Source organism: Embleya sp. NPDC056575 (assembly GCF_042793325.1).
Lineage (GTDB): Bacteria > Actinomycetota > Actinomycetes > Streptomycetales > Streptomycetaceae > Embleya.
Genome location: NZ_JBHTVA010000085.1, coordinates 17,330 through 41,293, shown reverse-complemented (window position 1 = coordinate 41,293; position 23,964 = coordinate 17,330). Strand labels below are relative to the sequence as shown.

Sequence of the window (23,964 nt, the reverse complement as noted above, 5' to 3'; positions counted from 1 at the left end):
TATCACCGTGCCCGCCGCGCCGACCAGCGCGGACAGCAGATCCCACATCACGCCTCCCTCGTGGGCCGGGCGGCCCGCGAGGAGAGCGTGGCGGGTGGCAGGGGCCGGGCGAGAGGGCAGCGGCGGATCTGTGGATAACCCCGCCCCTGTGGGTGGCGGCCGGCAGCCTGGGCCCATGACCGACACGAAACGCACCCTCACCGGCGGACCACTCGACGGCGAGGTCATCGACCTGGCCACCGCCATCGCCGAGGGCGGCGGAAACGACGGCGTCCTCCTCGCGCAGACCGAGGGACACGACGACCGCCTGCACAACTACGAGCCGGGGCCGGACCCGGACGACGGGCGGCTGTACTACCAGGGCAGCATCGGCTGAGGCCGGACGCACGAAAGCCCCCGCCGCAGCCCGAAGGCGCGGCGGGGGCTTCGTCGTTCGGCTACGGCAGACCGTGCGTGGACAGTTCGAGCGCGTCGTTCGGATCCGGCACCGGCGGCGGTATGTCGTGCTCCCGCAACGTCCGCAACGTCGCCCGCAGATACCGCACCAGGGCATTGATCGTCCGCGAATCCTGGCGGCGCCCCTCCTTCAACAGCGTTGCCTCGGCCTTCTGCTCGCCCAGCTCCTCCTTCACCCCGTCGAGCTGCGTCTGCAGGCTGTTCGTGATCGCCGTGAAATCGTCCCGGCGCTCCTGCCCCGGCGTCCTTCGCCCGGCCCGCGCCACCGCCACCGTCCCGCTGATCCCACCCAGGCCGACAACCAGCCCGGATATCGCGGTCACCATCTCAGCGCTCGGCATCGCGGCCGCCTCTCTCACCTCGCGGAGGCTCCGGCCATCCGACCACCACCCAAATCGCGCCCCCCAGCGCACCCCAGATCGCCGCCCCGATCCAACCCCGCGGGTTGTCGTCAAGCGGCCACCACGACATCAGCGACGACAGACCCCACGGAATCGCCGTCGCATACAGAGCGGCGAACCCGGGCCAATCCCACGGCGGCCGGGTCCACGCACACAGCAGAGCCACCACCCCGGCCACGACCCACGCCACCGCCCAGCCGTCCATCGGCATCACGTGCAGCAGGAGCCGGTAGCTGGCCGTGGATGCGATCGGCTCCACCAGGAGGCCGTAGCCGTACAGCAGCCACAGTGTGCCCATGCCGCCGAGGAACGCGCCGCGGCGGCCCAGACGCTGCCGCAGCCGGGCCGCCGCCAGCCTCACCGCGTCGGCTCCGACCCGGTCGGCAGCACCGACGCCGTCCCCGGCGTACCGACCATGCTCGACAACGCGCCCTTCACCACCGCCAACGCAGCCGGGATCCCGGCGATCGCAGCAGCCTTCGCCACCGACAGGTCGATCGCCGACGTCGTAGCCGACGCGATCATCAGGCCGAGCACGACCTCGGCGTAGGTGAACAGCGTGCGCTCGACGAGGTCGAGGAAGAACCGGCCCTTGATGCTCACTTGCCCGCCTCCTTCGCCGGTACGGCCAGCTTGTCGACCTTCGCCGTCAGCGCCGCCATGGCCTCCGACAGTTCGCCGACGAGCCGTCGCGTCTCGCGCAGATGCGCGTAGGCGTCGGGCCCGTCCTCGCCCGCGTCCTCGTTCTTGTACGACCACACGGCGAGGGGCGTGTTCTCGCTCGCGTCCTTCAGCCGCTGGTAGGCATCGGGGCCGTCGTTCGGGTTGGCGTACGACCAGACTTCGATCGGGGTGGCCATGAATCCTCCAGAGGAGTTGCTGGGAACAGGGGCGCCCGCGAGGGCGCGTTGAATGCCGGGCAGGATGACCTCGTCGAACTGCCGCACCCGGGCGTCACCCGGGCACGCCGTGCCGTCGGTCGACCACTCGCGGAACAAGCGGTGATAGCCGATCCCCGGCGCGTCCCACGTCGGCGGCCGGCGAGCCGGGATCCCGTGGGTCTGGCACAGCCACACACCCAGGCGGATGATCATCGCGACCTGGGCGTCCGTCCACGGATCGGTGTGCTGCAGGTTGCTCGCCGACTCCAGGCTGATCGCCCGAGAGTTCGCCTGGGCACTGGCATCCGCACGGGTTTGGGTGCCGATGAACTGGGCGAGACTGCCGTCGAACCCCAGGCCGAAGTGCGACTCCAGGTTCGTCGAGTCCCGCCAGTACTCGTAGATCCGCTTCGGGGTCCACGGCGCCGCGATCGAGTGCAGGATGAACTGCGTCGGGCGGATCGCCACCTGGCTGTCGGACTCGGGCTGTAGCTCCATGCGCTCGGCAAATGGGCACCAGGTCACGGGTGAACCTCCCTCGAACCAGGCGCCGTAGTCCGGCCGCATGGCGTCGTCGATGTCGATGTCGTAGGACCCGAGACGCGTGCTCGGGACCCGCTGATACAGGTGGATGCCGGGCACTCGGTAGCCGCTGGACCAGGCGCCGGTCTGCCACCACCAGGAGGCGGCGCCCGAGGACATCGCCCACTCGATGACGCGCCGGCCGCCGTAGATGCCGATGTTCCGGCGGTCGAACACGGACGCGACGCCGGAGAAGTAGGCGGCCACCGCCGCCAGATCGGCCGGGCCCACGTCGTAGTCGACCGCGAAGTACACCGGCCTTCCGCCGGCACCCTCCGGCCGACCGAGCACGCCCGACTGCTGCGCGGCCAGGCGGGCATCACGGCGGCCGCGGTCGTAGCCGCCGCGCCAGGCCGTTGTGCGATCCGAGCCGCCGCCCTGCCACACCGCGACCACACCCAGGCCCGCAGCGCGGTAGGCGGCGACCTCGGCGGCGGTCCACGCCTTGACCCGGTGCGCGGTGTCCAGGTCCGTTAGGTACGACGCCGCGAAGCTGTGGCCGGCCGTGCGGGCGACATCGGGCGGGACGCGGGAGAAGCTGAAGTCGATGCCGGTGGGCACGTGTCCCCCTAACTGACCGCCATCCAGAAGGCGTTCGCGTCGTTGCTCACGCCTGAGGTCGTGTTGAACGAGGTCGGCAGTGTGCTGTTGGTGGCGGACAGGCGGTTGTAGCGCTTGAATCCGCTCCCGTAGACCGCGCCGCCGCCGGCCGTCGGTCCGTTGACGGACGCGGAGGAGCCCATCGCCAGGGTGGGGATTGTGGTGCCGACAAGCAGGACCGCAGCCCAGTAGTAGCCCGCAGCCGCCGAATAGGCGCCGGTGAGGCTGACCGTCTGGAGTTGGCCGCCCGTGGTGAACGAGCCGGTGCTGTTGGCGCTCACCGCCACCCGGTTGCCGCCGGTGTCGTACAGGCCGACATAGGCGCCGGTCAGCACGGGGGCGGTGTCGTTCGTTTTGAACACGTGAACCCTGTTGAGGGTGGTCGCGTTGCGCAGGACGATGCCCGCGAAGTAGGCGCGCTGGGTGGCGGGACCTGCGGCGACGCTGCTGCACGCGGCCGGGTCATGGGACCAGGCAATGAAGCCCGCGTCCTCCGGGCCGAATTGGTTGCTGAGCGCTTGCCGGGCCGGGTCGAGCACGCCGGATGTGATTTGTGACGCGGGCAGCGACGGGACCCTGGCCGCGCCCAGGGTGCCCGAGGTGATCTGCGACGCCGGCAGGGACGGGACCCGCGCGACGTCGAACGTGCCCGAGGCCACCTGGGAGGCAGGCAGCGACGGGACCCGTGCGATGTCGAGCGTTCCCGACGTGATCTGCGAGGCCGGGATCGACGGCAACCGGGCAATGTTGAGCGTCCCCGTGGTGATGTCACCCGCGTCGATCGGCCCGGAGCCCCCGCCGGTCCCGCCGGTGATCGACCCCACCCGCGTCAGCATGTCCCGCAACCGCTTGTCCACCGACGCCATCCACGACCCGAGATCGTCGGGCTGTCGGGCCATCAGGTCGCCACCTCCTCCAGGGTCAACTGCGCGGTCCCCGGACTCGTCCGACCGCCCGCCTGCACGGTGATCCCGACCATGCGGTACCGGACGTCGACCAGGCCGGCGTAGACCGTGCGCATCCGCAGCCGGACCGTGTCGCCGAGGTTCAGTGGGGAGATCGCAGCGCGGCCGAGGTTGATGCCCAGTTGGGGAATGGCGACCGGCCCGCCCAAGGTGGCCACCGCCTTGGCCGCGTAGTCGTTCAGGACGTCCACGTCCTCGACCGTCGAGTGGTCCTCGACGACGTCGAGCCGCGGCCACCCTGCCGACAGCAGGTCATCCCGGGAGTGGATGTCCGACAGCAGCGGCTGCTGCTGGCCGGCGCCCGAGCCCTGGGGTGTGCCGCCGCGAGCGCGGAATCGCGTGCCGGCCGTGGGGTCCGGCGGCGTCTCCCACGCTTCGAGGTCCTGCCTCTCCAGGACGAGGGCGCCGTCCGGGCGGCCGATGGTCGGATGTCCGAGCCGCAAATGTTTGGTGCGGATGCCGGACACCGGGTCGGCCCAGACGTCGATGGTCCACTCGAACCCGTCGAGCACCTTGCCCAACTCGGCCAACGCCTCGCCGTAGCTCTTGTTCGCACTGGCCAGGTATTCGGTGCGGTCGCGCGTCACTCCGGACAGTGGCTCGGCCATGGCAGGGTTCAGATGCGTCAGGACGCCGATGTTCGCGTGCGGGTCGGCCTGCATGTGGTCGACGAGGGACCGGGCGATCACGAATTGGTCGACGCCCAGCAGCTCGGGGATGTCGTCCGAGATGACGACCCGGTCCCAGTAGGACTCGAACGTGGAGGCGCTGAACTCCCAGGTCTCGGCGGACCGTTTCGACCATTTCGGTGTCGGCGTCCACAGCACACCGCCGCACAGAATCGTCTGCCCCTGGTACACGTACACTGCGGTCCGCTTCGCGACCAGCGCCCGCAGCCGCTCGGCGGTGGGGGCGTCCCGGATCGGGATGCTGCCAGAGATCTCCTCCGCCTCGCCGATCCGCCGCCCGAACCTGAGCCCGTCCGCCGCGAATCGGGCGATGGTCTCGTCGGTCAGGAGGTCGGCGAACACCACCTGGTACGTCATCAGATCGCCGGACCAATGTCGTGCATCGCCAGCGAGTGCCCACTGCTCGGCGGCAGGCGGATCGTCCCGGTGTCCGTGGTGTCCAGCACGAACGCACCCACCGTGATGGCGCCGTTCCGGGGGCCGTTGATCTCCGCGTAAGCGGTTGTGTTGATCATGCGGTCGGCCGCGAACGGGTCACTGAGGACGGCGGTGATCTCCGTCGTCCCCGAGCCCGACGAGTTGATCGGCCCGGTCCCGGCCACGTAGTTGATCGTGAAGTCGGCGGCGACACTGCTGGCCGACGCGTACCAGGCCACCACCAGTTGCACGCTGTACCGGCGCGCGGTGCTCACCGTCGCCGTGAACGTCAAATCGTCCAGGAGCGTCGTGTCCGTGATCGGCCCCGTACCGGTGCCCTGGTAGGCGTACCCGACCCGACCCCACGCGGCGCCCGACAGGATGTCCACCCACGTCGACGACCCCGTTGACCACCGCTCCGGGCGGCCCGTCGTCGGGCTGTCGCGGTACTGGCCGTCGTACACCCCGGACCAGGCGGGCCCGCCCGACGGCACGATGCCGCCCGCCGCGGCCGTGTAGTAGCGGCGGTCCGTGCGCGCGGTCGACCAACCCGGGCTGCCCTGGATCCCGCCGCCGCCCGCCGACGCCCCTGCGGGGACGCGGAGTTCCCACAGCGGGATCGCCCCGGCCGGGACGGACGGCGCCACCGGCACGCTCGCCGCCGTGCCACCAACCCGCTCGATCTGGGCCACAGTCGAGCCGGAGCTGTCGATGAAGTTGTCGTACACGCGGAGGACATACAGGTCGATCCGGGGGTTCGTCGCATGACCGTCCACCGCGGTGAACGCGGTCGTCGACGTGGATACCACCGGATACGCGCCCTGGGCCGAGGTGCCCTGGATGTATGCGCGACCGCCGCCGATTGTGAACGTCATCGCCCCGCCGCCGACCAGGTCGAACGGGGTGCCGCCGGCCATCACACCCGACCGCGCGGTGGTCGCGGCGGCCGGGGTCATCCCGCCGGACAGGGCGAGTCGGGTGTCCTCGCGGGTCTGACCGTCGGATCCGGTCCGCGGCAGGAGCCACGCAGCACGAGTAGCCATCAGTGGCCTCCTCTACAGATAGGCGGACCGCCACACGGCGGTCATGGTCGCGGGGGATGCGCCGTCGAGGGCGCCGAATGCGAGGGCCGTGCTGCCCGGTGGGCACACGAACTCCTCCAGGAGCACGCTGCGTCCGGTCGCCAGATGGTCTCGGCTGGCCGTGCCGTTCAACAACACGCTGCCGCAACGGGTGTCGATCGTCAGCGTGTCACCCGCAGCCAGGGCGATGTCGTACTCCAGGCGGTCGCCGGTGTCCGTGCGAATCACGGCCGGCGTCGTCACCGGGCCGGTGATCGTGAACCGCGGCCGGGTGTCCTCCGTGCCGTCATTGACCACCACCAGCCCGCCCGGCGTGCCCTCGGTGCCCCAGTCCAGGACCGAGACGCTGCCCGCAGTCACCCAGTCCAGGCGGTCCGTGCCCGACACCGCCGTCCACAGCAGACCCTGCGATCGCTGCGGCAGAGGAGTCGAGGCGACGGACTCGACGATCGAGTACCTGAGCGGGTCCGTTGCTACCCACTGCAACGTCAGGTCCAGCTCGCCCGCCGCCATCCACGTCGTCGACAGCCGCTCGGTGACCCTCGTGTTGATGCGCGCCCAGCACATCAGGGACTCGCCGCCGATGCGGATCACCAGCGGCTGCTCGTCCGCGTGCGGCCGGATCTGCCGCTGCAACTCGCGCAACAACGCCAGGCCGGTGCGGCGGCCGGCGTCCCAGTCGGGATAGATGCTGACCGGGATCGTCACCATCCGGGCGCCGAGGTACCGCGCCCCGGGCCACAGGCCGTCCTGCGACGGCCGGGCCTGGTCCGTCGAGTCCAGGCCCGGCATGTCCTCCCAGCCCTCGATCCCGTCGGCGGTGATCACATACGGGCTGCCGCCGCCCAGCAGCAGCGACCCGTACTGCACCTGGTCGTCGGTCACGATCAGCTCACCGGCCACCCGTCACCTCCCCCGCACCCGCGCCAGCGCCCGCAGTTCCTCGGCCGTCCGGCGGGGATCCTCGGCGGACGCCGCGTGCCAGTTCTCGATGTTCAGCGCCGGACCGCCGGACGCCGAACCGGCCGGAGCCGCGGCGGCGTTCGCCCCGCGGTTGGCCAGCGTGAGGAGCGCCCGATTGACCTGAGCCGTGTACACCTGCTCCTGCCGCCCGGTGCCGTTGTAGGCGAGCGTCACCCCCGGAGGCAGCGGGCCGCCCTGGTCGTACAGGCGCGGCACGATGCCGCCGAGCGCGTACCCGCCCTCCCGGTCGTAGGCCCGCGACAGCGAGCCGTACTGGCCGAGCGCGTAGCGCATGCTCGCGTACACGTTCGCGAGCGGCGCCGTGCTCACCCCGTACAACTGCGGCGGCGTGTCCCGGAACGGGCCCGCGTACTGGCGGTACGTGGGGCCGATGACCTGCATCAGGCCGACGCTCGGCGTGCCCCTCAGCCAGTTGGCATCCGATCGGTTGACGGCGTTCGGATCGCCTCCGGACTCCATGTTCATCCGCCGCAGCGTGCTGGCGAGCAGCCCGGCCGGCTGCCCGACCATCGCCAGCGCCTGCTGCACGACCGGCGCCCACCGCAGCACGCCCGCCCCGGTGACCTGCCCGCCCAGCAACTCGGGCGAGAGGTACCGGCGGACATCGACCACGTTGGCCATCGGCGACGGACCCACGACATCGCCCGGTTTCGGCGCGTCATAGATCCAGCCGGGCCGGAGGAAGAAACCGACGTGCGACGGCGAAGCCCCGCCGAAGTGCTCGAAGACCAAGTCACCCGGGCGAGCATCGGACATGCCGATCGACCGGCCCTGCTTGACCTGGTCGTAGGTTGTGCGCCCGAGCGGGTAGTGCCCGGCGCGCGTGTACGCGTACTGCGTCAGGCCGCTGCAGTCGAACCCACTCGGAGTCGTGCCGCCCCAGAGGTACGGCGTCCCCTCGAACCGCCGCGCGTAGTCCAGGACTGGGCCGGGGATGCCGCCCATGACGCCGCCGAACCCGGAGAGAATCGACGTGTGGTACTGCAGGTCGTCACCCCGGAGCTTGTCGATCAGCGAGTCGATGCCCCGGGTCGGCACCTCGCGCGCGAGCTTCGACCAATTGCCGTCTCCGGGGATTCGGTCGATCAACGCCTTGATGGGCTTGAACCCCAGCTCGGCGGCGGCGGCCAAACCGCCGCGCACCAGCTCGCCGAGACCCTTGACCACATCGCCCGGCGAGGGGATGGAGCTGATCCCCGACTTGATTGAGTCGACGATGCCGCCCCAGGAGAACGCCCCGCCGAACTGCATGCCGGTCAGCCACTGCTGCGCGCCCGCGACGCCGCCGGAGCGGGCCGCCGCGTTGCCGCCGTGGACCCAGTCGGCGCCCAGTGCCCGGGTCAGCTCCGGGCGGAGGATGGCCTCGCCGCCGCCGACCGCGATGAGCTGGTTGTCGCGGCCCGGGGTGTAACCGGGCATGATGCCACCTGACGCGAACCCAGCGGTCACCTCGGGTAGATGCGGCAGCGACACGACGTCCGCGACCTTGTCCCAGACCTTCTTGATCCCGTTCGTGTAGACGGTGTCGATCACCCAGCGGATGGGCGCCGCAGCGATCTCCTTTACGCCGCCCCAGGTCTTCTCCACGGCCGACTTCGTGGAATCGAACGCAGATACGATCCCGTCCAAAACGGACCCAACCGCGCTGCCGATCTTGTCGAAGATCGGCTTGATCATCTTGTCGTGCAGCCATGTCGCCCACGACGCGAGGCCCCGGAAGGCGTCCGTGGCCAGGTCAACCGCCGGCTGGATCATCCAGTCGTAGACCCAGCGAATCACCGCACCGATCGCCCGGAACTGGGGCTCGATCCAATCGCGATACAGCGACTCGGCCCGATCACCCAGCCAGCCGAACCCGTCAGCGATCCAGCCGACCACCGGCCCCAGGGCGTTGTCCCACAGCCACATCGCGGCCGCGCCGATCCCGGAGAACGCGGGACCGATCGCCTCGCGCCACAGCCACGTCGCCGCCGCAGACAGCGCCATCCACGCCAGCAGCAGCGGCGTGATCAGGACCGTCAGCACGATCGCCGCGAGGAGGCGCGCGGCCGTCGAGATCCCCTCGAACGCGGGCTCGATCCCGTTGCGCCACAGCCACATTGCCCCGGCGGCCACGGCGTCGAAGACGGGTCGAATCGCCTTCTCCCAGACCCACTTCAGCCCGGCCTCGATCTCGTCCCAGTAGATGACGACCAGGGCGATCGCAGCGATGATCGCCGCCGCGAGCAGCACGAACGGGTTGGCCAGGGATGCTGCGTTGATCGCCGCGATCGAGATGCTGACCGCACGGAACGCGATCGCCGCCAGGAACAGCCCCTGCACCAGGGCGGGCGCCTCGCGAGCGATCCAACTGATCGTGTCGGCAAAGACGGTGAGTACGGTCAGCAGCGGCCCGCGGAACGGCGCCAGGGCGTGCGAGATGTCCGCGAACGCGTGGGCGATCGAGCTGAACGCCTCGCCCAGTTGTGGCGCGCTCTTCGCCGCATCGTCCAAGAACTGCTCGAACGCAGGCGAGCCCTTCAGGTTCGCGCCCCAGTTCGCGAACCTCCCCGTAATCCGCTGCATGCGCTCGGAGATCGAATCCATGTGCGGCAGGAAGGCGCCGATGATCCCGGCGATACCCCGGAACAGGTTGCCGAAGCTGACGCCCATGCCGACGATCGCCGCCGGCATCGCGTCGACGAAGTCGGACTTGAACTGCACCCACCAGGGCGACTGGAACGAGCGCGATGCCCGATCCATCAACTCGCCCACCGCACCGGCCGCGGCCTGCACGATCGGCGTCAATGCCGGGAGAGACCTGATCAGGCCCTCGATGAAACGCGTGAACAGCGGCATCACGGTCGGACTCAAGGAGTCCGACCACTGCTTGAACGCGTCCTTCAACCTCAGAACCGCGTCGAACGTTGCGCGCGTCGCCGGGTTCATGTCCGCCAGAGCGCGCTGATACTTCGCGGCAGCCGTGGCCGCCGCATTCGTTCCGCCCGTCGCCGACTCCGCCGCAGCCGCCGCAGAGAGCTGGGCCGACTGGATGCCCCGCTGAGCCGAGGCGATCTGATCGGCCGACTGCACCGCGACGTCCGCGACATGCTGCTGTGCGTCGGCGACCTGCCGCTGGGCCTTCGCGATCGACCTGGCGCCCTCGGCCTGAGCCTTGGCCGCGTCGACCTGAGCCGCCTTGACGTCCCGGCTCGCGTCGACCACACCGAGCTGAGCCGCAGCCAGCCGCTTCTGGGCCTCGGTCACCAGGTCCGAGCCGTCGACCCCGACCCGGTTCGCCTCGGTGGTCTGCGCCTTCAGGCGCTCGGTGTCCTTGGCCTGCTCCTTGAGGCGCTGTACCGCCTCGTCGTAGTCGAGCTGGGCCTCGTCACGGTCGCGCTGCGACGCCTTCGATCCTGGCGCCAGGACCTTGTCGAGCGCCGCCTTCGCATCCTGGAGTCGCAGCACCGCCCGCCGCTGGGAGATCTCCGACCCGGCAAGCTGGTCGTTCAGGTCCTGGAGCTGATCCGCGGCGTCCTTGCGGGCCTTCGTCAGGTCGAGTTGGGCGATGCGCGCGTCCTCGTCGGCGCTCGCGGCCTTGCGCTCGGCCTCGCTCACGCGGGCGATGGCCTGCTGCTGCCGGTCCGCCGCCTGAGCTTGGGCATCGGCGAGCCCCTGCTGGGCGTCGGCCACCGCGCGCAGTGCCTGCGTGCGCTGGGTCGCGGCCTGCCGATACGCCTGCGTCAGGGACTGCTGGGCGCCCTCCATCTGCAGGGCCCGCTGTGCCTCCTGGACTGCCTCCTGCGCACCGGACCGGCCGGCCTTCTCGGTCGCGGTCGAGGCGGCGTCGGTGGCGGCCTTCTGTGCCTGCAACGCGCTGGTGATCTTGATGATCGACGGGACGGCGACCAGCGCCAGGGCGCCGAACCCGACGGCGGCCGTCACCGTGGCGGCGGTCAACGCGCCCAACGCGGCCGCTGTCACCCCGATCGCCGGTGGCACGATCAGCGTTCCGAGGATCGCGACCAAGCCCAGGATGTTGGACATCGCTGAGCCGGTGCTGACCTCGATGTTGATCCGCTTGCGGTCGAGGATGTCGGCCTGGACCTGAACCGCCCGCAGCTCGGTCCGCGCTCGCCTCGCATCCACGCGGATGTCGATGTCGATGTTCGTGTCTCGGGCAAGCTTGGCCAGCTCCGCGCGAATGAAGTCGATCTTCGCTTGGGCCGTGCCTGCGTCCATGTCGATGCCGATGCGCACGTCGCGCAGCGCATCCAGCTCTGCGCGAAGCCCCTGGATGCGGGCGCGCGCGGGGTCCGTGTTCGAGTCGATGTTGATGTTCGGCAGCGACTCCTGGGCCGCCTGGACCGCAGCCCGCAGCCGGGCGCCGAAGGAGCCATCGACTTCGAGCTTGACCTCCCACGGCCGCAGCGTTGCCTGTCGGATCTGTTCGCGCATCCGCTCCAGCTCGGCGATCGCCGCCGCCGTGTCCACCCGCACCTGCACGTTCGGGCTGATCGCGCCGATCCGGCGGAGCTGCTGCTCGATGTCCTCGGCCTCGGCGCGAGCGGCCTCGGTGTCGATATCGATGCCGATGCGCTTGTTGCGCAGGGATTCGAGGCGGACGCGAAGCGCCTGCAAATCGCTGTCGGCCTCGGATGTGTTCGCGCCGACCTTGATGTCCGGCAGGGCCCGCAGAGCCGCCTCCAGGCGGGTCCGCATCTGCCGGCCGAACGCGCCGCCCGCGTCGCCGCCCGCCCGGCCGGCCTGCACCGTCGCGAGCTTGCCTTCGATGCGGATCGGGTCCGTGAGCGAGCCGCGGATGCCCTCACGGATTCGCTGGCCGATCAGCTTCCCGGCGTCGGTGCCCACCCGGTCCGCGTCCGGGAGGATCTGCGCGGCGAGCCGGTTGTAAATGTCCTTAGCGTTCGGGACAACATCGACACCCACCGAACCGATGGGGATGATCGAGGGCATGGTCACCCCCATCGGCTATGTCGGTGCGGAGCCAGTCCCGTCGATCCGGGCCCGCATCGCTGCCCGCCGCTCGGCCTTCTCGTCGGGCGTCTCGGGCTGCCGGCGCCCCTCGGACGGGACATGCCCGGGGCGGCGGATGGGCCTGAACTCGGGCGGCGTCCCGCCATTCGCTGCGATCAGCACGTGCAGGATCTGCTGCTGGAGATCAGCGACCGCTGACAACAGCATTTCGACCTGCGACCAACGCGCGTCCTCAGGGCGGGCATCGCTGACCATCTCGGCGAGGACTGCATCGGGGATGCTCACCCGGAGCGCGGTCTGCCACCGCGACTCCATCGGCAACTGATCCAGCAGGTCCCGCAGTCGGCGCCACGTCAGCCGCTGGCCCGGCCGGTACAGGTCCCGGATGTCTACCTGGAACGCTTCCTGGAGGTCGGCCTCGGCTTCTTTGTGGTGCGCTCGGAGGCGCGCCGCGAGGCCCTGGATTCCGGGGCTGTGATGCCGTGGTGATCCTGCCAGTCGGAGACGATCTTCTCGATACCCCGGGCCGGCACGCTGTTCGTGCAGAACTCCTCGTACTGCTCCTCACCCAGGAGCATCTGCACGAACGGCCGCAGGTCACCCTTGTTCGGGTCGGCGGCACCCCTCGACTGCTGTTGCCAATCGAAATCGTCCGGCGACAGCAGCGTGTAGATCCGCCCCCCGAGCGAGAACGAGTACGCCGAATCCTCGGCATCCTCGGCCGCTTCGCGCAGCCAGACGTCGAGGTCGAACACCCCGTCGTCCTCGTCGCCCCTGTTGACGACCTTGCCTTCGATCGCGTCCATGCGCGGACCTCTTTCTTCTGCGCGGACCTGGAGTAGGTGGGCGGGCCGGGTCCGCGCAGAAGCGACCCGCCCACCAGTCGTAGGGATCAGACCAGGCCCGGCGTACCGCCGCCGGTCGTGGTCGTCACAGTCACCGCCGGGGTCGTACCACCCGTGAGCCCCACGCCGGACGCCGTCATCTGCACGACGTTCGTACCCGACAGTCCACCGCCGAACGTCACGGTGATCGCCGTGCCAGGCAGAGGACCGCCCGCGCAGGTCACGTCCCCGACGTCGATGTTCGACAACGCCTCCAGGGCCGCTTTCAGGACCGTCGAGGTCGCGTTGTACGCAATCGCCCCGGTGGTCTGCGAGTCATAGGTCAGCGTGAACGTGCCGCCCGTGGGGCTGCCCGTGATCGTGACCGTCTGCACCTCGCTGGTGAAGAAGGGCCCGATGTCGGCACCCGCCAGGTCGATCAGCGTCGACACCGCCGGGACACCGCCCGCGCCCGGGTAACCGGTGATCGTCAGCTCGATCGTGGTGTAGTCGTCCGTCGGGTTGTTGTCGGAACCGCGGCCGGTGACCTCACCACTCGACATGTACCGCCAGATGCGCTTGCCGCCGGATTCCTCGGAGCAGAACAGGAACGCGTAGCGGTGACGCGACGGCCGGTCGGGCAGGTCATAGGCGATGAACCCGCCCGTGCCCGGCGCCAGGGTGGTCAGTGACACGTTGTCGTAGAGCGCCCGGACCAGCGGGTTCATCGCCTCCTCGGCAACGAACTTCATGGTCCTGTCAGCCTTGGTGATCTTGGTGGCGATCGGGCCGAGCGAGCCGGCCGCCTCCAATTCCTTGCGCTCCTCGTTCGGCGTCCACTCTCCGCCGCTCTTCGCCATCCAGCCCAGGTTGACCCAGGGCGAGGTGAGCGCGGTGAAGTCGGTCGGCTTCGGAGTCCCGAGCGGCGCGACGAAGACCAAGAAGTCATCGGCGCCGTAGGAAAGATCCGCGTTTCGGGTATCGGTCATGCGTCACTCACTCCATGGGTGACTGAGCCCCCACGCGGGAGGCCAAGCGGAAGAAGGGGGTCAGTCAGCCGGTAGCGACCGGCCATACGGCCGGCGCATACGTGGCCTGGGTCCTGCTCACGGCAGGGTCGTCATACGGCAGCCACTGCGGGCCGACCGTGCACTCCACCCGCTGCACACGACCACCCGAGGCGGTCACGCCCGGCAGGTAATGCAGCATCAGGTCCTGCACGCGGATCGCCAGCGCCTGCGACGAGACGCGGTCGGCCGCGTAGGTGTACACGTCCACCAGCGGCCCGTCCCGAAACCGGAGCGTCGGGCCGCCGATCCGCTGAACCTGCACCACCGGCAGGATCCGCTCCAGGTCCGCCGGCGTGTTCGTGAGCACACGGATCGGATCGAGCTGCGTGCCGAGCCAGCCGGTAAGCAGCAGCTCCACGTCCACCATCGGCCGCGTCCTCACGGCGTCACCGCCGCAAGCGCACACGCCCGCTGGATCGTGTGCCGGGCCGTGATGTTCCGGTTCCCGAACTCGATCCCGAGCGCGTGCGGCGCCGTGTTGATCAAGGAGATCTGGGCGCGAGGCTGGGACCCGTAGTACCGGGTCCGGGTAACCCAATGGGACCTGTCCACAACCCGGAACGACCTCTGATACAAGGTCGGATGCGGGTCGTCCGGCGGCGTGCCGATCGGAGCGATCGACTCGGCGGTCGGCTTGAGGTGCGTCTCGGTGATGAGCCGGATCCCGGCGATCATCTGCGGTGACGCCAACAGCGCGGAGATGCCGGTCGGGTACATCCTGAAGGTTGAGCGATGCGCCATCAGCCGGTCACCGCCTTCAGCTTGGCCTCGCAGTGGTGGAACCCGGCCGGTGTGAACACGGGAGCGGGGAGGCCGTCGACCTCGAACACTGTGCTCCGCCAGGTAATACGGTCGCCTGCCCCGATGCCGTCCGTGTTGCAGATCATCAGCCAGGTCCACGTGACCATCTGGTTCGACCCGATCCCCGACAGCTGACCGCTCGACCCCGAGCCGTCCTCGGCGGTGCTGAACTGCTGCACCCACGCAGGAATCGAGATCCCGGTCGACCAGGTCCGCACGTCGTTGCCCAGCGGATCGCGGGTCATCGTCGGCGTCTGCCACAGCACGGTGTGCGGCAGCAGGTCCGGGCCGATCACCAGTGCCCCCGACCGTGGTGATGGTGCGGCGGCCGGGACCAGATCGGGCCCTCGTCCGCACAGATCACCGAATAGGCGGCGTCGCCGTCGCCCATCGCGTCACCGAGCAGGGACTCGATCTCCCCGTCCGTCACGTACAAACCACCGGCCTCGCCCATCGTCTCCGAGTACTGGCCGATCGTCCTCTGTCGATAGCCGCCGGGGTTCGTGATCGCCCGTCGTGCGACGACCACGGTCAGCGCCAGGGCAACCGCCGGATCCGGCGCGAACCCCCGCGGGAGTCGTGACCGGATCAGCGCGGTCGCGTCGTCCAGCATCGCCTGCACCCTGACCGCGTCCGCACCCGTCGGAGTGCCGCCCGACCGCGCCCCGTACTGCTCGACGGTCGCGAACGCGGCCACGGTCACTCCTCCCGGGCCGCGTCGACGGCGGCGATGATGTCCTCGCGGGACATGTCGTCCGTCACCTCGAGGCCGCGACTGAGCGCGTACTCGGCCCAGGCCGACTTGCCGGACCCCGGGCCGGACCGCGGAGGTTCGTCCGGGCCCTCGCCCTGCGGGGTCTCCGAGACCGACGCGTTGTCGTAGGCCCACACCTTGGGGTTGGCGACGTGCGCCTCGGCCCACTCCGGCATCGGGTCACCAGGGCTGAACACCCCGGACCGGCCCGCACCGTTGTCGACGTGCACGAACGCGGTGAACTTCTTGCCCATGATCAGCCTCCTCAGGCCACGTCGGCAACGAACGTCAAGTCCGGGTTCGCGAGTACCGGCAGCACGATCGCCGCGGCCTTGGTCCACAGCGCCGGGGACTCCTCCACGCGGTAGACACCGGACACGATCCCGGCCTCCTCGCCCGCACCCAGGCTGTAGCCCCCGTCGAGCGCCTCGACCGTGGTGCCCCAGAACGTCCCACCGAGCTCGGACGAATCCGACGGCAGCATCAGGACCAGATCGTCCGCGATGAATCGCGTCGCCACACCGTTCGACTTGTACTTCGCGTCGTAGGTGCGGATCTCCGGCAACCCGTACACCGCGAGAGTCGCGTGCAGGTTCGCCTCGCTGACGATGTCGGGCGCCCCGTTCACCGTGGCGACGAGCGCCCGGATCTCCGCGTTCCGCAGCAGGTACGCCAGCACGCGGCGGCTGGTCAGCAGAACACCCGGCTCCTCACCGTTGGTGTCCACGTATGTGTCACGCCAGGACAGCATGTCCGTGACCGGCGTCGCCGACGCCACCGACGACCACGGGATCGCCGCCGAGACGGAGTGCGCCGGGCTCCGGCCGAAGTCAACCGTCGCCTGCACACCGTTCTCGTTGATCACGACCTGGCCGGTCACCAGCGCGTCCGCACGCGCCTTCTCGACGCGGGTCGCGATCTCGCGGGTGATCTTTTCCGCGTCGGTCAGCAGTCCGTTGGTGATCTCGTCGTTGGCCGCGTGCCGCAGCCGCAGGCGGTCGTACTCGCCGAGCCGCATCTTGCGGCTGATCGGCGGGAGTTCACCGGTCACCCGGGTGATGCCCTCACGCCCGGAAATGGACGCCTCGGTGTCGTAGCTCCGGTACGGAGCCGCCTCCAGCAGCGACCCGCCGCCCCGGTTGAACCGGTAGATCAGGTCGTCGACCTGCACCGACGGCAGGTACTGCGACAGCGTCAGCCTGTTGATCTCCAGATCACGCAGCGCCTCCCGGGCATACCCGGTGAGCTCGGTCGGGGTGATGTATTCGGTGTTCAGGTACATGGTCGATCACCCCTCTCAGAGGAACTGGATACGGCCGGCGACATCGGTCATGCCAGCGGAGTCGACGGGGACGGGCAACTTGGCCGCCACGACCTTGCCGTGGTCGAGCAGCGCCGCCGGGATCTTCGTGTTCGTGCTGTACACCGACGGTGCGGCGACCGCGCAGAACAGGAACCCGACCAGCGTCTCCAGGCCGCCGAGCGACGGTTCCGCGCCGCCCGCGGTGGGCGTGGCGATCACCACGGTGGGCGACGTGCCGCCGGTCAGGCTGCCGCTGTTCGCGGTCATCGCGGCCACGTCCGTGTACGCCAGCGTCCCGCCGAACGTCACCGTCACCGCAGTGCCCGGGAGCGCGCCACCCGTGCAGACGACGTCCCCCACGCCGATGTTGCTCAACGCTTCCAGGGCCGCCTGGACCACGGCCGCGGACGCGTTGTAGGCGATGGCCGCCGTCGTCTGGCCGCTGTACGTCAGCGTGAACGTGCCGCCGGTCGGGCCGCCGGTGATGGACACCGTCTGCACCTCGGACGTCTTCGGCGCATACGGCCCGTACAGGCCCGTCGCCGTGACCTTGCCGAGCGGGATCCCGCTCAGGAAGTACCCGTTCGGGTAGTGCGTGTTCGCGGTGAACTTGCTGACGTCGAGCGTGATGCTCCGCGCCGCTTCCGTGCCGTGCTGGGACCCCAGCCAGGACTGATCGTCCTGCCCCCAGGTCTCGGTCCTCAGGCTGAGGTCCATGCCCTCTCCTATGTCTTAGGTCTTGTTGTGCCGCTCGGCGTACAGGTCCCGCCCGGCGGCGACCGACCCCGTGGATCGGTCCCTGCTGCTGCTGCGCGGGCCCTGGCCCGCCGTGACATGCCTGCGCTCGTCCTGCTGCTGGGTCGCCGGCGCGAAGCCCGTGACGAGCGCGGCCACCTTGTCGGCGTCCACCTCGCCTTGGTCGTCCGTCAGCGACGACAGGTCCATCAGGTCCAGGGCCGCAGCCGGCACCACCACACGCGCTTCGGCCGCCGCCGCTGCGATCGCGTGGCGGCCGATTTTGGACCGGAAAGTCGTGGTGGCCTCGGAGCGCCCCGCCGCCTTCGCTTCCTCGACTGCGCGCTCGGTGTCGCTGAGTGACTGCTTGCGCAACTCGTCACGCTCACGGGCCGCGTCGGCGTTCTCCTTCGACCGCGCTTCGTGCTTCTTTGAGAGCGCCTGCCACTTTTGAGCCTCGGCCTTCCAGTCCTTGTCGGCGTCGGCGTCCGTGTCGGCCGCCCCGCCGGTGTCGTTCTGTTCGCCGGTGCCGCCCTGTTCCTCGCCCTCGCCCGAGCCGCCCGCGATCGGGTAGATCGGCCGGCCGTTGACGTAGCCGAGCAACGTGCCCGGGGCGTGCGTCAGCCGCGTGATGCGCTGCATGCGTGTATCTCCCGTGTCGGGTGTGCCGCGCCCGTGTCGGGTCGCGGAAGTCTCAGGAGGTGGCGGAGCCGCCGCCGTTGAGGTCATCGGGGCCGGTGAACTGCTGGTCGCGCCGCGACAACACCGGGCCCAGCTCGCCGTGAGTGTTCGTGACGATCAACTGCCGGTAGTCCGGGTTCCGCCCGCCGCGGTCCGCTTTCAATCCGGCGTCCTCGACCGCCTGGTGGACCCTGGCCAGCAACTCCGGGTCGATGATCTGGCCCGGGTCACGCGTGCCGGGGATCGGCTCCACAATGCAGTGACATTGCGGGTGGATCGCCGCCAGATCCTGGCGCCTGTAGCGCTGCGTGCTGGCCACTAGGCACAGTAGGCAGTTGCGAGGCCCCGTCGGCACCCGCTTCCACCCGGCCGCGCCGGGCTGCCCCTGCATTGCCGCGCGGGACGCGTGCGTCCGGGCCATCTGCAGGTCCGTGTCGGCGAGCACCGTTGCCCGGCGCGTGGCCTCATCAAGGGCCTGGTCAAATGGCTTGCCGTGCTTCAGGTCCGTCCACAGTTGCACGTAGGGCCGCTCGTAGACGTCCCGTGTCGGCACGCCCCGCAGATCCTCCGGCAACTCGACACCGACCGGATCCACCGCCGCGCCGGTCTGCTCTGCCAGCGACGCTGCGATGTACCGATCCGTCAACGTGGCCATGTACCGCTGCGAACCGATCACCGTCGGCGCGACCGTCGTTGCGAACCACGCGGCGTCCGGCCGGTTCCACGCCGCTCGCAGCATGAACGCCCGCCCGATGTAGCCCAGCAGGCCGGCCCGCAGGTTCGCCGAAGCGGCGATGTACGCGGCCGCGGCGGTCACCGTGACGGTCCGCGGCGGAGCCGGCGTCGTCACGCCCCGTCCAGGCTGAAGTCAGGCAGCTGCAACTGCTGCGGCGGTGCGGGTTGTCGGGCGGCCTGCTCGGCGCCGGCTCGCAGCATCGTCTCGCCAGCGGCGCCGGCCTCGATGCGCTTGATCCGCTGAGGAGACTCGCCCATGTTCTCGGCGAGGATGCCCAGCGGGTAGCCGATCGCCGACAACTTCGTCCCCATGTCCGCCAAGACCGCAGGATTCAGCGACCGCGGATCCTTCCACCGGATCTCGTGGGAGGTGAAGTCCCGCTTCTCGCCCGCCACCACCGCGCACAGGCCGAGGACTTCCTCGAGCTGCTCGCCGAAATGCGTCTGGTGCTCGGCCACCTTGGCCAGGTGCTGGCCGTCCAACGCGACGATCGTCTCCGTCGCGATGTTCACCAGCTCATTCACGACCGAGTACGTCGGGGTGTTCGTCTGCACCAGCAGGTCGCGGATGTCCACGTCGTGGCTGCTGAGGTAGCCCTGCAGGTCGGTCTGCGAGAACTCCCCGAAGCGGGTGTTCTCCCCTTCACTCGCCCAGGTCGAGGCCGGGTCCGGCACGAACGGTTCGCCGTCCGGGATCTTCTTCGCCCGCATGATCGGCAGGCCCGTCTCGGGATCCGTATCCGGGACCATGATCGTCCGTGTGGCGAACTTGTGCCCGGTCACGTACCGCTGACGGAACGCGCTGTACCTGGCCGCCGTCATCCGGTTCAGGACACCCAGGTTGATCCGGTTCTGCGCGGGGAGCCCTGCCCAGAACTCGGGCTGGGGATCTTCGCCCAGCTCCGGCCGGCACTCGAACGGGACGATCGCCGGCCGCCCGTAGTCGTGCTTCGTCCAGATGCCCGACTCCCACGTCTTCGCGGAGATCGAGAACCGGCGCCCGGCCTGTTCGCGCCGGTAGTCCATGCGCCCGTCGTCCAGCGACACCAAGGCGCACGCCTCACCCTGGACGTCGTCGTACCAAACCTTCAGGCCGGCCAGCACACGGCCCGTCGCCGGATCCGACTCGGTGATGCAGTCCCGGGGATGCTCCACCGTCACCAGGGGCTGCTTGGGGATGGTCGGATGCTCACCGACCTGCATGTAGGCGATGCTCTGCGCTAGCGCCGTGCGGAAGAGTTGCTTCTGCTTCGAGTCGAGCTTGTTCGCCTGCCACCAGCGCCATGCAGCCTCGTCCGGCTTCCCGTCCGCGTCGGTGACCCCGATCGCCAACAGGCGAAACACGCTCGCGTCAACGACCATGCCGAGGAAGTTCGTTCGCGAATTCCGCTGGAAGTCCTTGTACGCCTGGGCCGCTTTGGCAGGACCGTTCGGAAGCGGATGGTTACCCGTGTACCAGTCCCAGTACTCATCGAGCACACGCCTCCGAGCCCACAGCTTGCGGCTCAACCGAAGCAACCACCAGTCGGGCGAGCCCGGTTCGGGTTCCAGCGCCACAACGCCACCCCCTCACCGATCAGAAAGTCCAGCCGAGCATTTCCTCCGGCGCCGCCAACAAGCCCTTCGCGACCGCGTCCGAACGGCACTCGTAGGCCAGCGTCGCCGCCATCGCAGCGTCGATCTTCAGCGGCGAGTCCTTCGTTTCCTTGCGGATCTGCACACCCGCCCGCGACACCTGACGGCGAGCGTGCAGCACATGCGACGTCAACGTCGCCCCGCCGTCGTGCGTCAGCGCCTCGGTCTTGACGGCGGTCTCGAACCGCTCCAGAGCCGCCACCATCGCCGTCGGCCGATTCGTCCACCACTCGACCGGATGCCGCTGAGTCGCCGCCACTTGGAGCCGTTCGCCGAACTCCGCAGTCCACGCGTCCACGTAGTCCTGCCACAACGCCGGGTCCGCATAGAAGCCGACCACGTCGTAGTCCTTGAACGCCTTCGCCACCGCGGCGTCCACCGCCGGACTCGGCACCCGCCAATGAGCACCGTCCGGGCCGTCCGGCTTCTCCCAGCAGCCCAGCAGCACCAAGTGGCCGTCGGACAGCCGGCATGCCACCAGGGCGGTGGAGTCCTCGTTGATCGACCCGTCGAAGCCGAGCGTCACCCGCTCACCGGGCCGCAGGGCCTTGCCCGCGTCCTCGCACGCCGCCCACGCGGCCGGCGTGATCCACGCATTGCCCGCCGCCGTGCGCGCGTTGAGGAAGAAGCGGCGGCTGTCCTCGACCGAGTTGCGGACGTCCATGAACGTCGCAACCAGCGAGTCCAGGTCCTGCCAAACGATCGCGTCCCCGAACGCCTCCACCAACGCGGCCCGCAGCGCGGGCTCGTCCGCGAGGTCCTTGCACTCGCCCCACCGGTGGTCGTACAGCAACCGCACCGGCCGCTGCCGCCCGGCCTCGCCGGCCTTGCGGATCGCCTCTGCCTCGCCATACGTCGACTCCGCCACGGATTCCTCGCCCGGCGCGAACATCGTCGTCGTCTCCAGATACCAGGTGCCCGCGGTCTTCTTCCGCTTCACGCTGTTGCGCTTCACCGTCGCGTACATCCGGTGCAGCTCGGGAGTCGTGTACAGGTGCGTCTCGTCAAAGCAGACGAACGTCTCCAACCCGCCGTCCTTCGACGACGAGGACGCGGTCGACGGGGTGATCTCGCCGCCGAACGGCAGCATCACCCGCGTCAGCCCGACATCCAGCCCCGGCACACCCGACAATGGACCATCCGTCAGGTTGTAGTGGATCGAGTCGTAGACATTCCCGGTCTGGCCCTCCTCGGTGGCCATGATCCGGATGTACGGGTCCGTGACCGGCGCGCCCATCGGCTCGCCCGGCTCGTAGGTGTAGACGAACCCCAACCCCCATGGGTCGGTGTACGTCTCGCCGCCCTCGGCCCACCCGGCGAACCGGCATGGACCCAGGGCCTCAAACAAGGCGAACCGCGCGCCCAGGCCCGACTTGTCGCAGCCCTTCGGCCGGCTGAAGAACGCGCTGTCGTAAAGGAGGTGGTTGTTCTGCGCGGAGTCGCCGACCGCGTAGCAGTCCACGACGAACAATGTCATCTCGTCGCCGTGCTCCACCGGCTCCCCGCGGACATCGCCACGGCCGTGCAGCGTGAAGTACTCCATCCACTCCACGGCGAGCCAACCAAGCGACCGCTTCCGGTCATGCGCGGGCGCACGCACCAACGTGCGCGGCACCTCGGGCTCAGTCCGAAAGCAGCCGCGAACGCCGCGACTTGATGCTCGTCACCGTGCCCGCAGGCACATCCTCCGGCGTCCCGACCTCCGGCAGATCCACCTGGATCCGCAACCTGAGCCGGTCCTCCGGCGTGGCGCCGAACTTCGCGACCCGCAGCCGCACCTCGGCGGCCAGCGCCCATTGCTCCTTCGTCCACATCGCCGAGTGCATCAGCGCCGTGTCCAGCAGGAAGTCCCAGTCGGTGGCCGTCATCACCTGTGCCTGCGGCGACCGGCGCCACGTCTCCCACCACGCAAGCGTGCGGGAATGCCACTCGATGTCGTCCGGCAACTCGAAGCCGCGGACCTCGTTGTCCTCAGTGAGCCGAACGCGCTCCAGGCCCTGATTGTCCTTGCCCCGATGCGACTTCGCCTTCGGAGCCGGTCCGTATCCGGCCATGTCGGCCACCTCCCGTGTCGGGAACGGCGCCTACGACCCGTGTCGGGTATTTGACGCGCGCCTGCTTAATCGAATTGCACAACATGTGAGCGGTACGGCAGTTCGCATAGGCATGCAGACCGCCCTTGGATAGAGGGATCACGTGGTCGACCGTGGCACACCTGGGGTCCGGATACGACAGCAACCGATCTACCGGATCGCCGCATATGTGGCACGCCCATTCGTCACGCTCGAACACCACCAAAGGCACGACCGCCTCGACGAATGCGGCCCGCTCACGTGCCCGTCGAATGTGGTTGTAGTACGGCCGGCAGCAGCGCATCGAGCAGAACATCGCCTTGGCGGCATTGTTCGGACTCGGTACAAACTCAACTCCGCAGCCAGCGCATCGCCGCGCAATCACGACGACCTTCAGTGGCGCTCGCCGGCATGCCTGCGAGCACTTGCCAGAGCAGAACCTCTGGTCGGAGCGGAAAGGCCGAAAAAGCGAGTCGCACTGACGACAGCGCTTGTCCTGGACCAAGCCAGTGCCATGACGCAGGAACCGTTGCCTGCACACCTGGCTACACCACTTGCGTGGATTGCCCTGGTATTTCATCGGCGGCAATGGAGAGCCGCACCCTGAACACAGTCGATCCACCGGCCGCCCCCTTTGGGAGTCGGCCGCCGAAACGGCTCTACCTGCTGATCAACTCACCAATGACGTCGGCCAGATCGCCAAGCACCGCTGGCGTGTTGCCGAATCGCCGGTGTGTGACAGTGATGTACCGGCCGTTGCCGTAGACCTCGGCCTTGCCGCCGTCCGCCGTGTTCACCACACGGCCGGAAGTCAGTTGGGCGCGCCCCCAGATGTGGAGGCCGTCGCCGGAGGGTGAGATCTCAACGAAGGTGCTGCCTGCGCGATCGACGATCCGCTGAGCCCAAGGAGCCAGGACGTTGCCGGTCAAGCAGTGGTCCAGATCGATGCATACGATGCCGTCCCCATTCAGGACGAAGCCCGCGCCACGGCCCTCGGTCGAGGTGCGGGCCTGCTCGTAGGTCGACCACGTCCGCGGGTTTGTCGAGGAAGCAACGCCCCGACGGTCCGACCGGAGCGGAACCTTCGTGCCGGAGTAGCGCACCCACCTCGGGGCCTCGGCCAGCTCACGCGGAACAGTCGATCGAGGAGCCGCAGCGGCACGGCGGGCTCGGAGGGCAGCCACCCGGCAGGCACCGCCGCAGTACCGCGCATCCACTCTGGCGTGCTTCGCCAGCATTCCGCCGCATCGCTCGCACAGCCGCTCCGCCATAACCCCACTATACCGAAGAATGCCAGGTCAAGGCGTTACATCAGCCATT

The 23,964-nt window shown here is 69.3% G+C and carries 27 protein-coding genes; 1 reads left to right on the top strand and 26 read right to left on the bottom strand.

What is annotated here, in order from left to right; all coding sequences use genetic code 11:
- The first annotated feature begins 175 nt into the window (after positions 1–175).
- Positions 176–376 (top strand): hypothetical protein, encoded by a 201-nt coding sequence (locus ACFRCG_RS41935; protein WP_380041526.1) that lies wholly within the window; start codon positions 176–178, stop codon positions 374–376.
- A 61-nt stretch (positions 377–437) separates the two neighbouring features.
- On the opposite strand, the gene ACFRCG_RS41930 is transcribed toward ACFRCG_RS41935, so the two are convergent.
- The 26 genes from ACFRCG_RS41930 to ACFRCG_RS41805 form a co-directional block, all read right to left on the bottom strand.
- Complete coding sequence (locus ACFRCG_RS41930) at positions 438–797, bottom strand: hypothetical protein (protein WP_380041524.1); 360 nt, start codon at positions 795–797, stop codon at positions 438–440.
- On the bottom strand, positions 784–1,218 hold the full coding sequence (locus ACFRCG_RS41925) for a hypothetical protein (RefSeq protein WP_380041522.1): 435 nt from the start codon (positions 1,216–1,218) through the stop codon (positions 784–786). The genes ACFRCG_RS41930 and ACFRCG_RS41925 overlap by 14 nt, the downstream gene beginning before the upstream one ends.
- The gene (locus ACFRCG_RS41920) at positions 1,215–1,460 is read right to left on the bottom strand and encodes a hypothetical protein (protein ID WP_380041520.1); all 246 of its coding nucleotides are present in this window, start codon (positions 1,458–1,460) and stop codon (positions 1,215–1,217) included. Before ACFRCG_RS41920 ends, ACFRCG_RS41925 begins: the two co-directional genes overlap by 4 nt.
- On the bottom strand, positions 1,457–2,881 hold the full coding sequence (locus ACFRCG_RS41915; protein WP_380041518.1) for a glycoside hydrolase domain-containing protein: 1,425 nt from the start codon (positions 2,879–2,881) through the stop codon (positions 1,457–1,459). Before ACFRCG_RS41915 ends, ACFRCG_RS41920 begins: the two co-directional genes overlap by 4 nt.
- An 8-nt stretch (positions 2,882–2,889) precedes the next feature.
- The gene (locus ACFRCG_RS41910) at positions 2,890–3,819 is read right to left on the bottom strand and encodes a hypothetical protein (RefSeq protein ID WP_380041516.1); all 930 of its coding nucleotides are present in this window, start codon (positions 3,817–3,819) and stop codon (positions 2,890–2,892) included.
- Positions 3,819–4,931, bottom strand: coding sequence for a hypothetical protein (locus ACFRCG_RS41905; RefSeq protein WP_380041514.1), 1,113 nt, complete (start codon positions 4,929–4,931; stop codon positions 3,819–3,821). Before ACFRCG_RS41905 ends, ACFRCG_RS41910 begins: the two co-directional genes overlap by 1 nt.
- Complete coding sequence (locus ACFRCG_RS41900; RefSeq protein WP_380041512.1) at positions 4,931–6,034, bottom strand: hypothetical protein; 1,104 nt, start codon at positions 6,032–6,034, stop codon at positions 4,931–4,933. Before ACFRCG_RS41900 ends, ACFRCG_RS41905 begins: the two co-directional genes overlap by 1 nt.
- 12 nt (positions 6,035–6,046) lie before the next feature.
- Positions 6,047–6,976 (bottom strand): phage distal tail protein, encoded by a 930-nt coding sequence (locus ACFRCG_RS41895; protein WP_380041510.1) that lies wholly within the window; start codon positions 6,974–6,976, stop codon positions 6,047–6,049.
- A gap of 3 nt (positions 6,977–6,979) precedes the next feature.
- On the bottom strand, positions 6,980–12,013 hold the full coding sequence (locus ACFRCG_RS41890) for an NlpC/P60 family protein (RefSeq protein WP_380041508.1): 5,034 nt from the start codon (positions 12,011–12,013) through the stop codon (positions 6,980–6,982).
- Between the two features lie 15 nt (positions 12,014–12,028).
- Complete coding sequence (locus ACFRCG_RS41885) at positions 12,029–12,319, bottom strand: hypothetical protein (protein ID WP_380041506.1); 291 nt, start codon at positions 12,317–12,319, stop codon at positions 12,029–12,031.
- 104 nt (positions 12,320–12,423) lie between these two features.
- Positions 12,424–12,840, bottom strand: a complete 417-nt coding sequence (locus ACFRCG_RS41880) for a hypothetical protein (protein WP_380041504.1) — start codon at positions 12,838–12,840, stop codon at positions 12,424–12,426.
- 86 nt (positions 12,841–12,926) lie between these two features.
- Complete coding sequence (locus ACFRCG_RS41875) at positions 12,927–13,847, bottom strand: hypothetical protein (protein WP_380041502.1); 921 nt, start codon at positions 13,845–13,847, stop codon at positions 12,927–12,929.
- Positions 13,848–13,911: 64 nt separating this feature from the next.
- Complete coding sequence (locus tag ACFRCG_RS41870) at positions 13,912–14,295, bottom strand: hypothetical protein (RefSeq protein ID WP_380041500.1); 384 nt, start codon at positions 14,293–14,295, stop codon at positions 13,912–13,914.
- Positions 14,296–14,306: 11 nt separating this feature from the next.
- Positions 14,307–14,669: a hypothetical protein gene (locus tag ACFRCG_RS41865; RefSeq protein WP_380041498.1), complete on the bottom strand. Its 363-nt coding sequence runs from the start codon at positions 14,667–14,669 to the stop codon at positions 14,307–14,309.
- Positions 14,669–15,025, bottom strand: coding sequence for a hypothetical protein (locus ACFRCG_RS41860; RefSeq protein WP_380041496.1), 357 nt, complete (start codon positions 15,023–15,025; stop codon positions 14,669–14,671). The genes ACFRCG_RS41865 and ACFRCG_RS41860 overlap by 1 nt, the downstream gene beginning before the upstream one ends.
- Entirely contained in the window at positions 15,022–15,426 is a 405-nt protein-coding gene (locus tag ACFRCG_RS41855; protein ID WP_380041494.1) for a hypothetical protein, read from the bottom strand. Before ACFRCG_RS41855 ends, ACFRCG_RS41860 begins: the two co-directional genes overlap by 4 nt.
- Positions 15,427–15,428: 2 nt before the next feature.
- A complete protein-coding gene (locus ACFRCG_RS41850; RefSeq protein ID WP_380041492.1) occupies positions 15,429–15,737 on the bottom strand; it encodes a hypothetical protein in 309 nt (102 codons plus the stop codon).
- An 11-nt stretch (positions 15,738–15,748) separates the two neighbouring features.
- Positions 15,749–16,765 carry a major capsid protein gene (locus ACFRCG_RS41845; protein WP_380041490.1) on the bottom strand — a complete coding sequence of 339 codons (1,017 nt, stop codon included), beginning with the start codon at positions 16,763–16,765 and terminating at the stop codon, positions 15,749–15,751.
- 15 nt (positions 16,766–16,780) lie between these two features.
- Positions 16,781–17,503, bottom strand: a complete 723-nt coding sequence (locus tag ACFRCG_RS41840) for a hypothetical protein (RefSeq protein WP_380041488.1) — start codon at positions 17,501–17,503, stop codon at positions 16,781–16,783.
- Between the two features lie 15 nt (positions 17,504–17,518).
- Positions 17,519–18,163, bottom strand: coding sequence for a hypothetical protein (locus ACFRCG_RS41835; protein WP_380041486.1), 645 nt, complete (start codon positions 18,161–18,163; stop codon positions 17,519–17,521).
- 52 nt (positions 18,164–18,215) lie between these two features.
- Positions 18,216–19,019, bottom strand: coding sequence for a hypothetical protein (locus ACFRCG_RS41830; RefSeq protein ID WP_380041484.1), 804 nt, complete (start codon positions 19,017–19,019; stop codon positions 18,216–18,218).
- Positions 19,020–19,048: 29 nt separating this feature from the next.
- Positions 19,049–20,494 carry a phage portal protein gene (locus ACFRCG_RS41825; RefSeq protein ID WP_380041482.1) on the bottom strand — a complete coding sequence of 482 codons (1,446 nt, stop codon included), beginning with the start codon at positions 20,492–20,494 and terminating at the stop codon, positions 19,049–19,051.
- A 19-nt stretch (positions 20,495–20,513) separates the two neighbouring features.
- Positions 20,514–22,115, bottom strand: coding sequence for a terminase (locus tag ACFRCG_RS41820; protein WP_380041480.1), 1,602 nt, complete (start codon positions 22,113–22,115; stop codon positions 20,514–20,516).
- A gap of 79 nt (positions 22,116–22,194) precedes the next feature.
- Positions 22,195–22,626 (bottom strand): hypothetical protein, encoded by a 432-nt coding sequence (locus ACFRCG_RS41815; protein WP_380041478.1) that lies wholly within the window; start codon positions 22,624–22,626, stop codon positions 22,195–22,197.
- A complete protein-coding gene (locus tag ACFRCG_RS41810; protein ID WP_380041530.1) occupies positions 22,544–22,948 on the bottom strand; it encodes an HNH endonuclease in 405 nt (134 codons plus the stop codon). The genes ACFRCG_RS41815 and ACFRCG_RS41810 overlap by 83 nt, the downstream gene beginning before the upstream one ends.
- 355 nt (positions 22,949–23,303) lie before the next feature.
- On the bottom strand, positions 23,304–23,915 hold the full coding sequence (locus ACFRCG_RS41805; protein ID WP_380041476.1) for a DNA primase: 612 nt from the start codon (positions 23,913–23,915) through the stop codon (positions 23,304–23,306).
- Between the last annotated feature and the right edge of the window lie 49 nt (positions 23,916–23,964).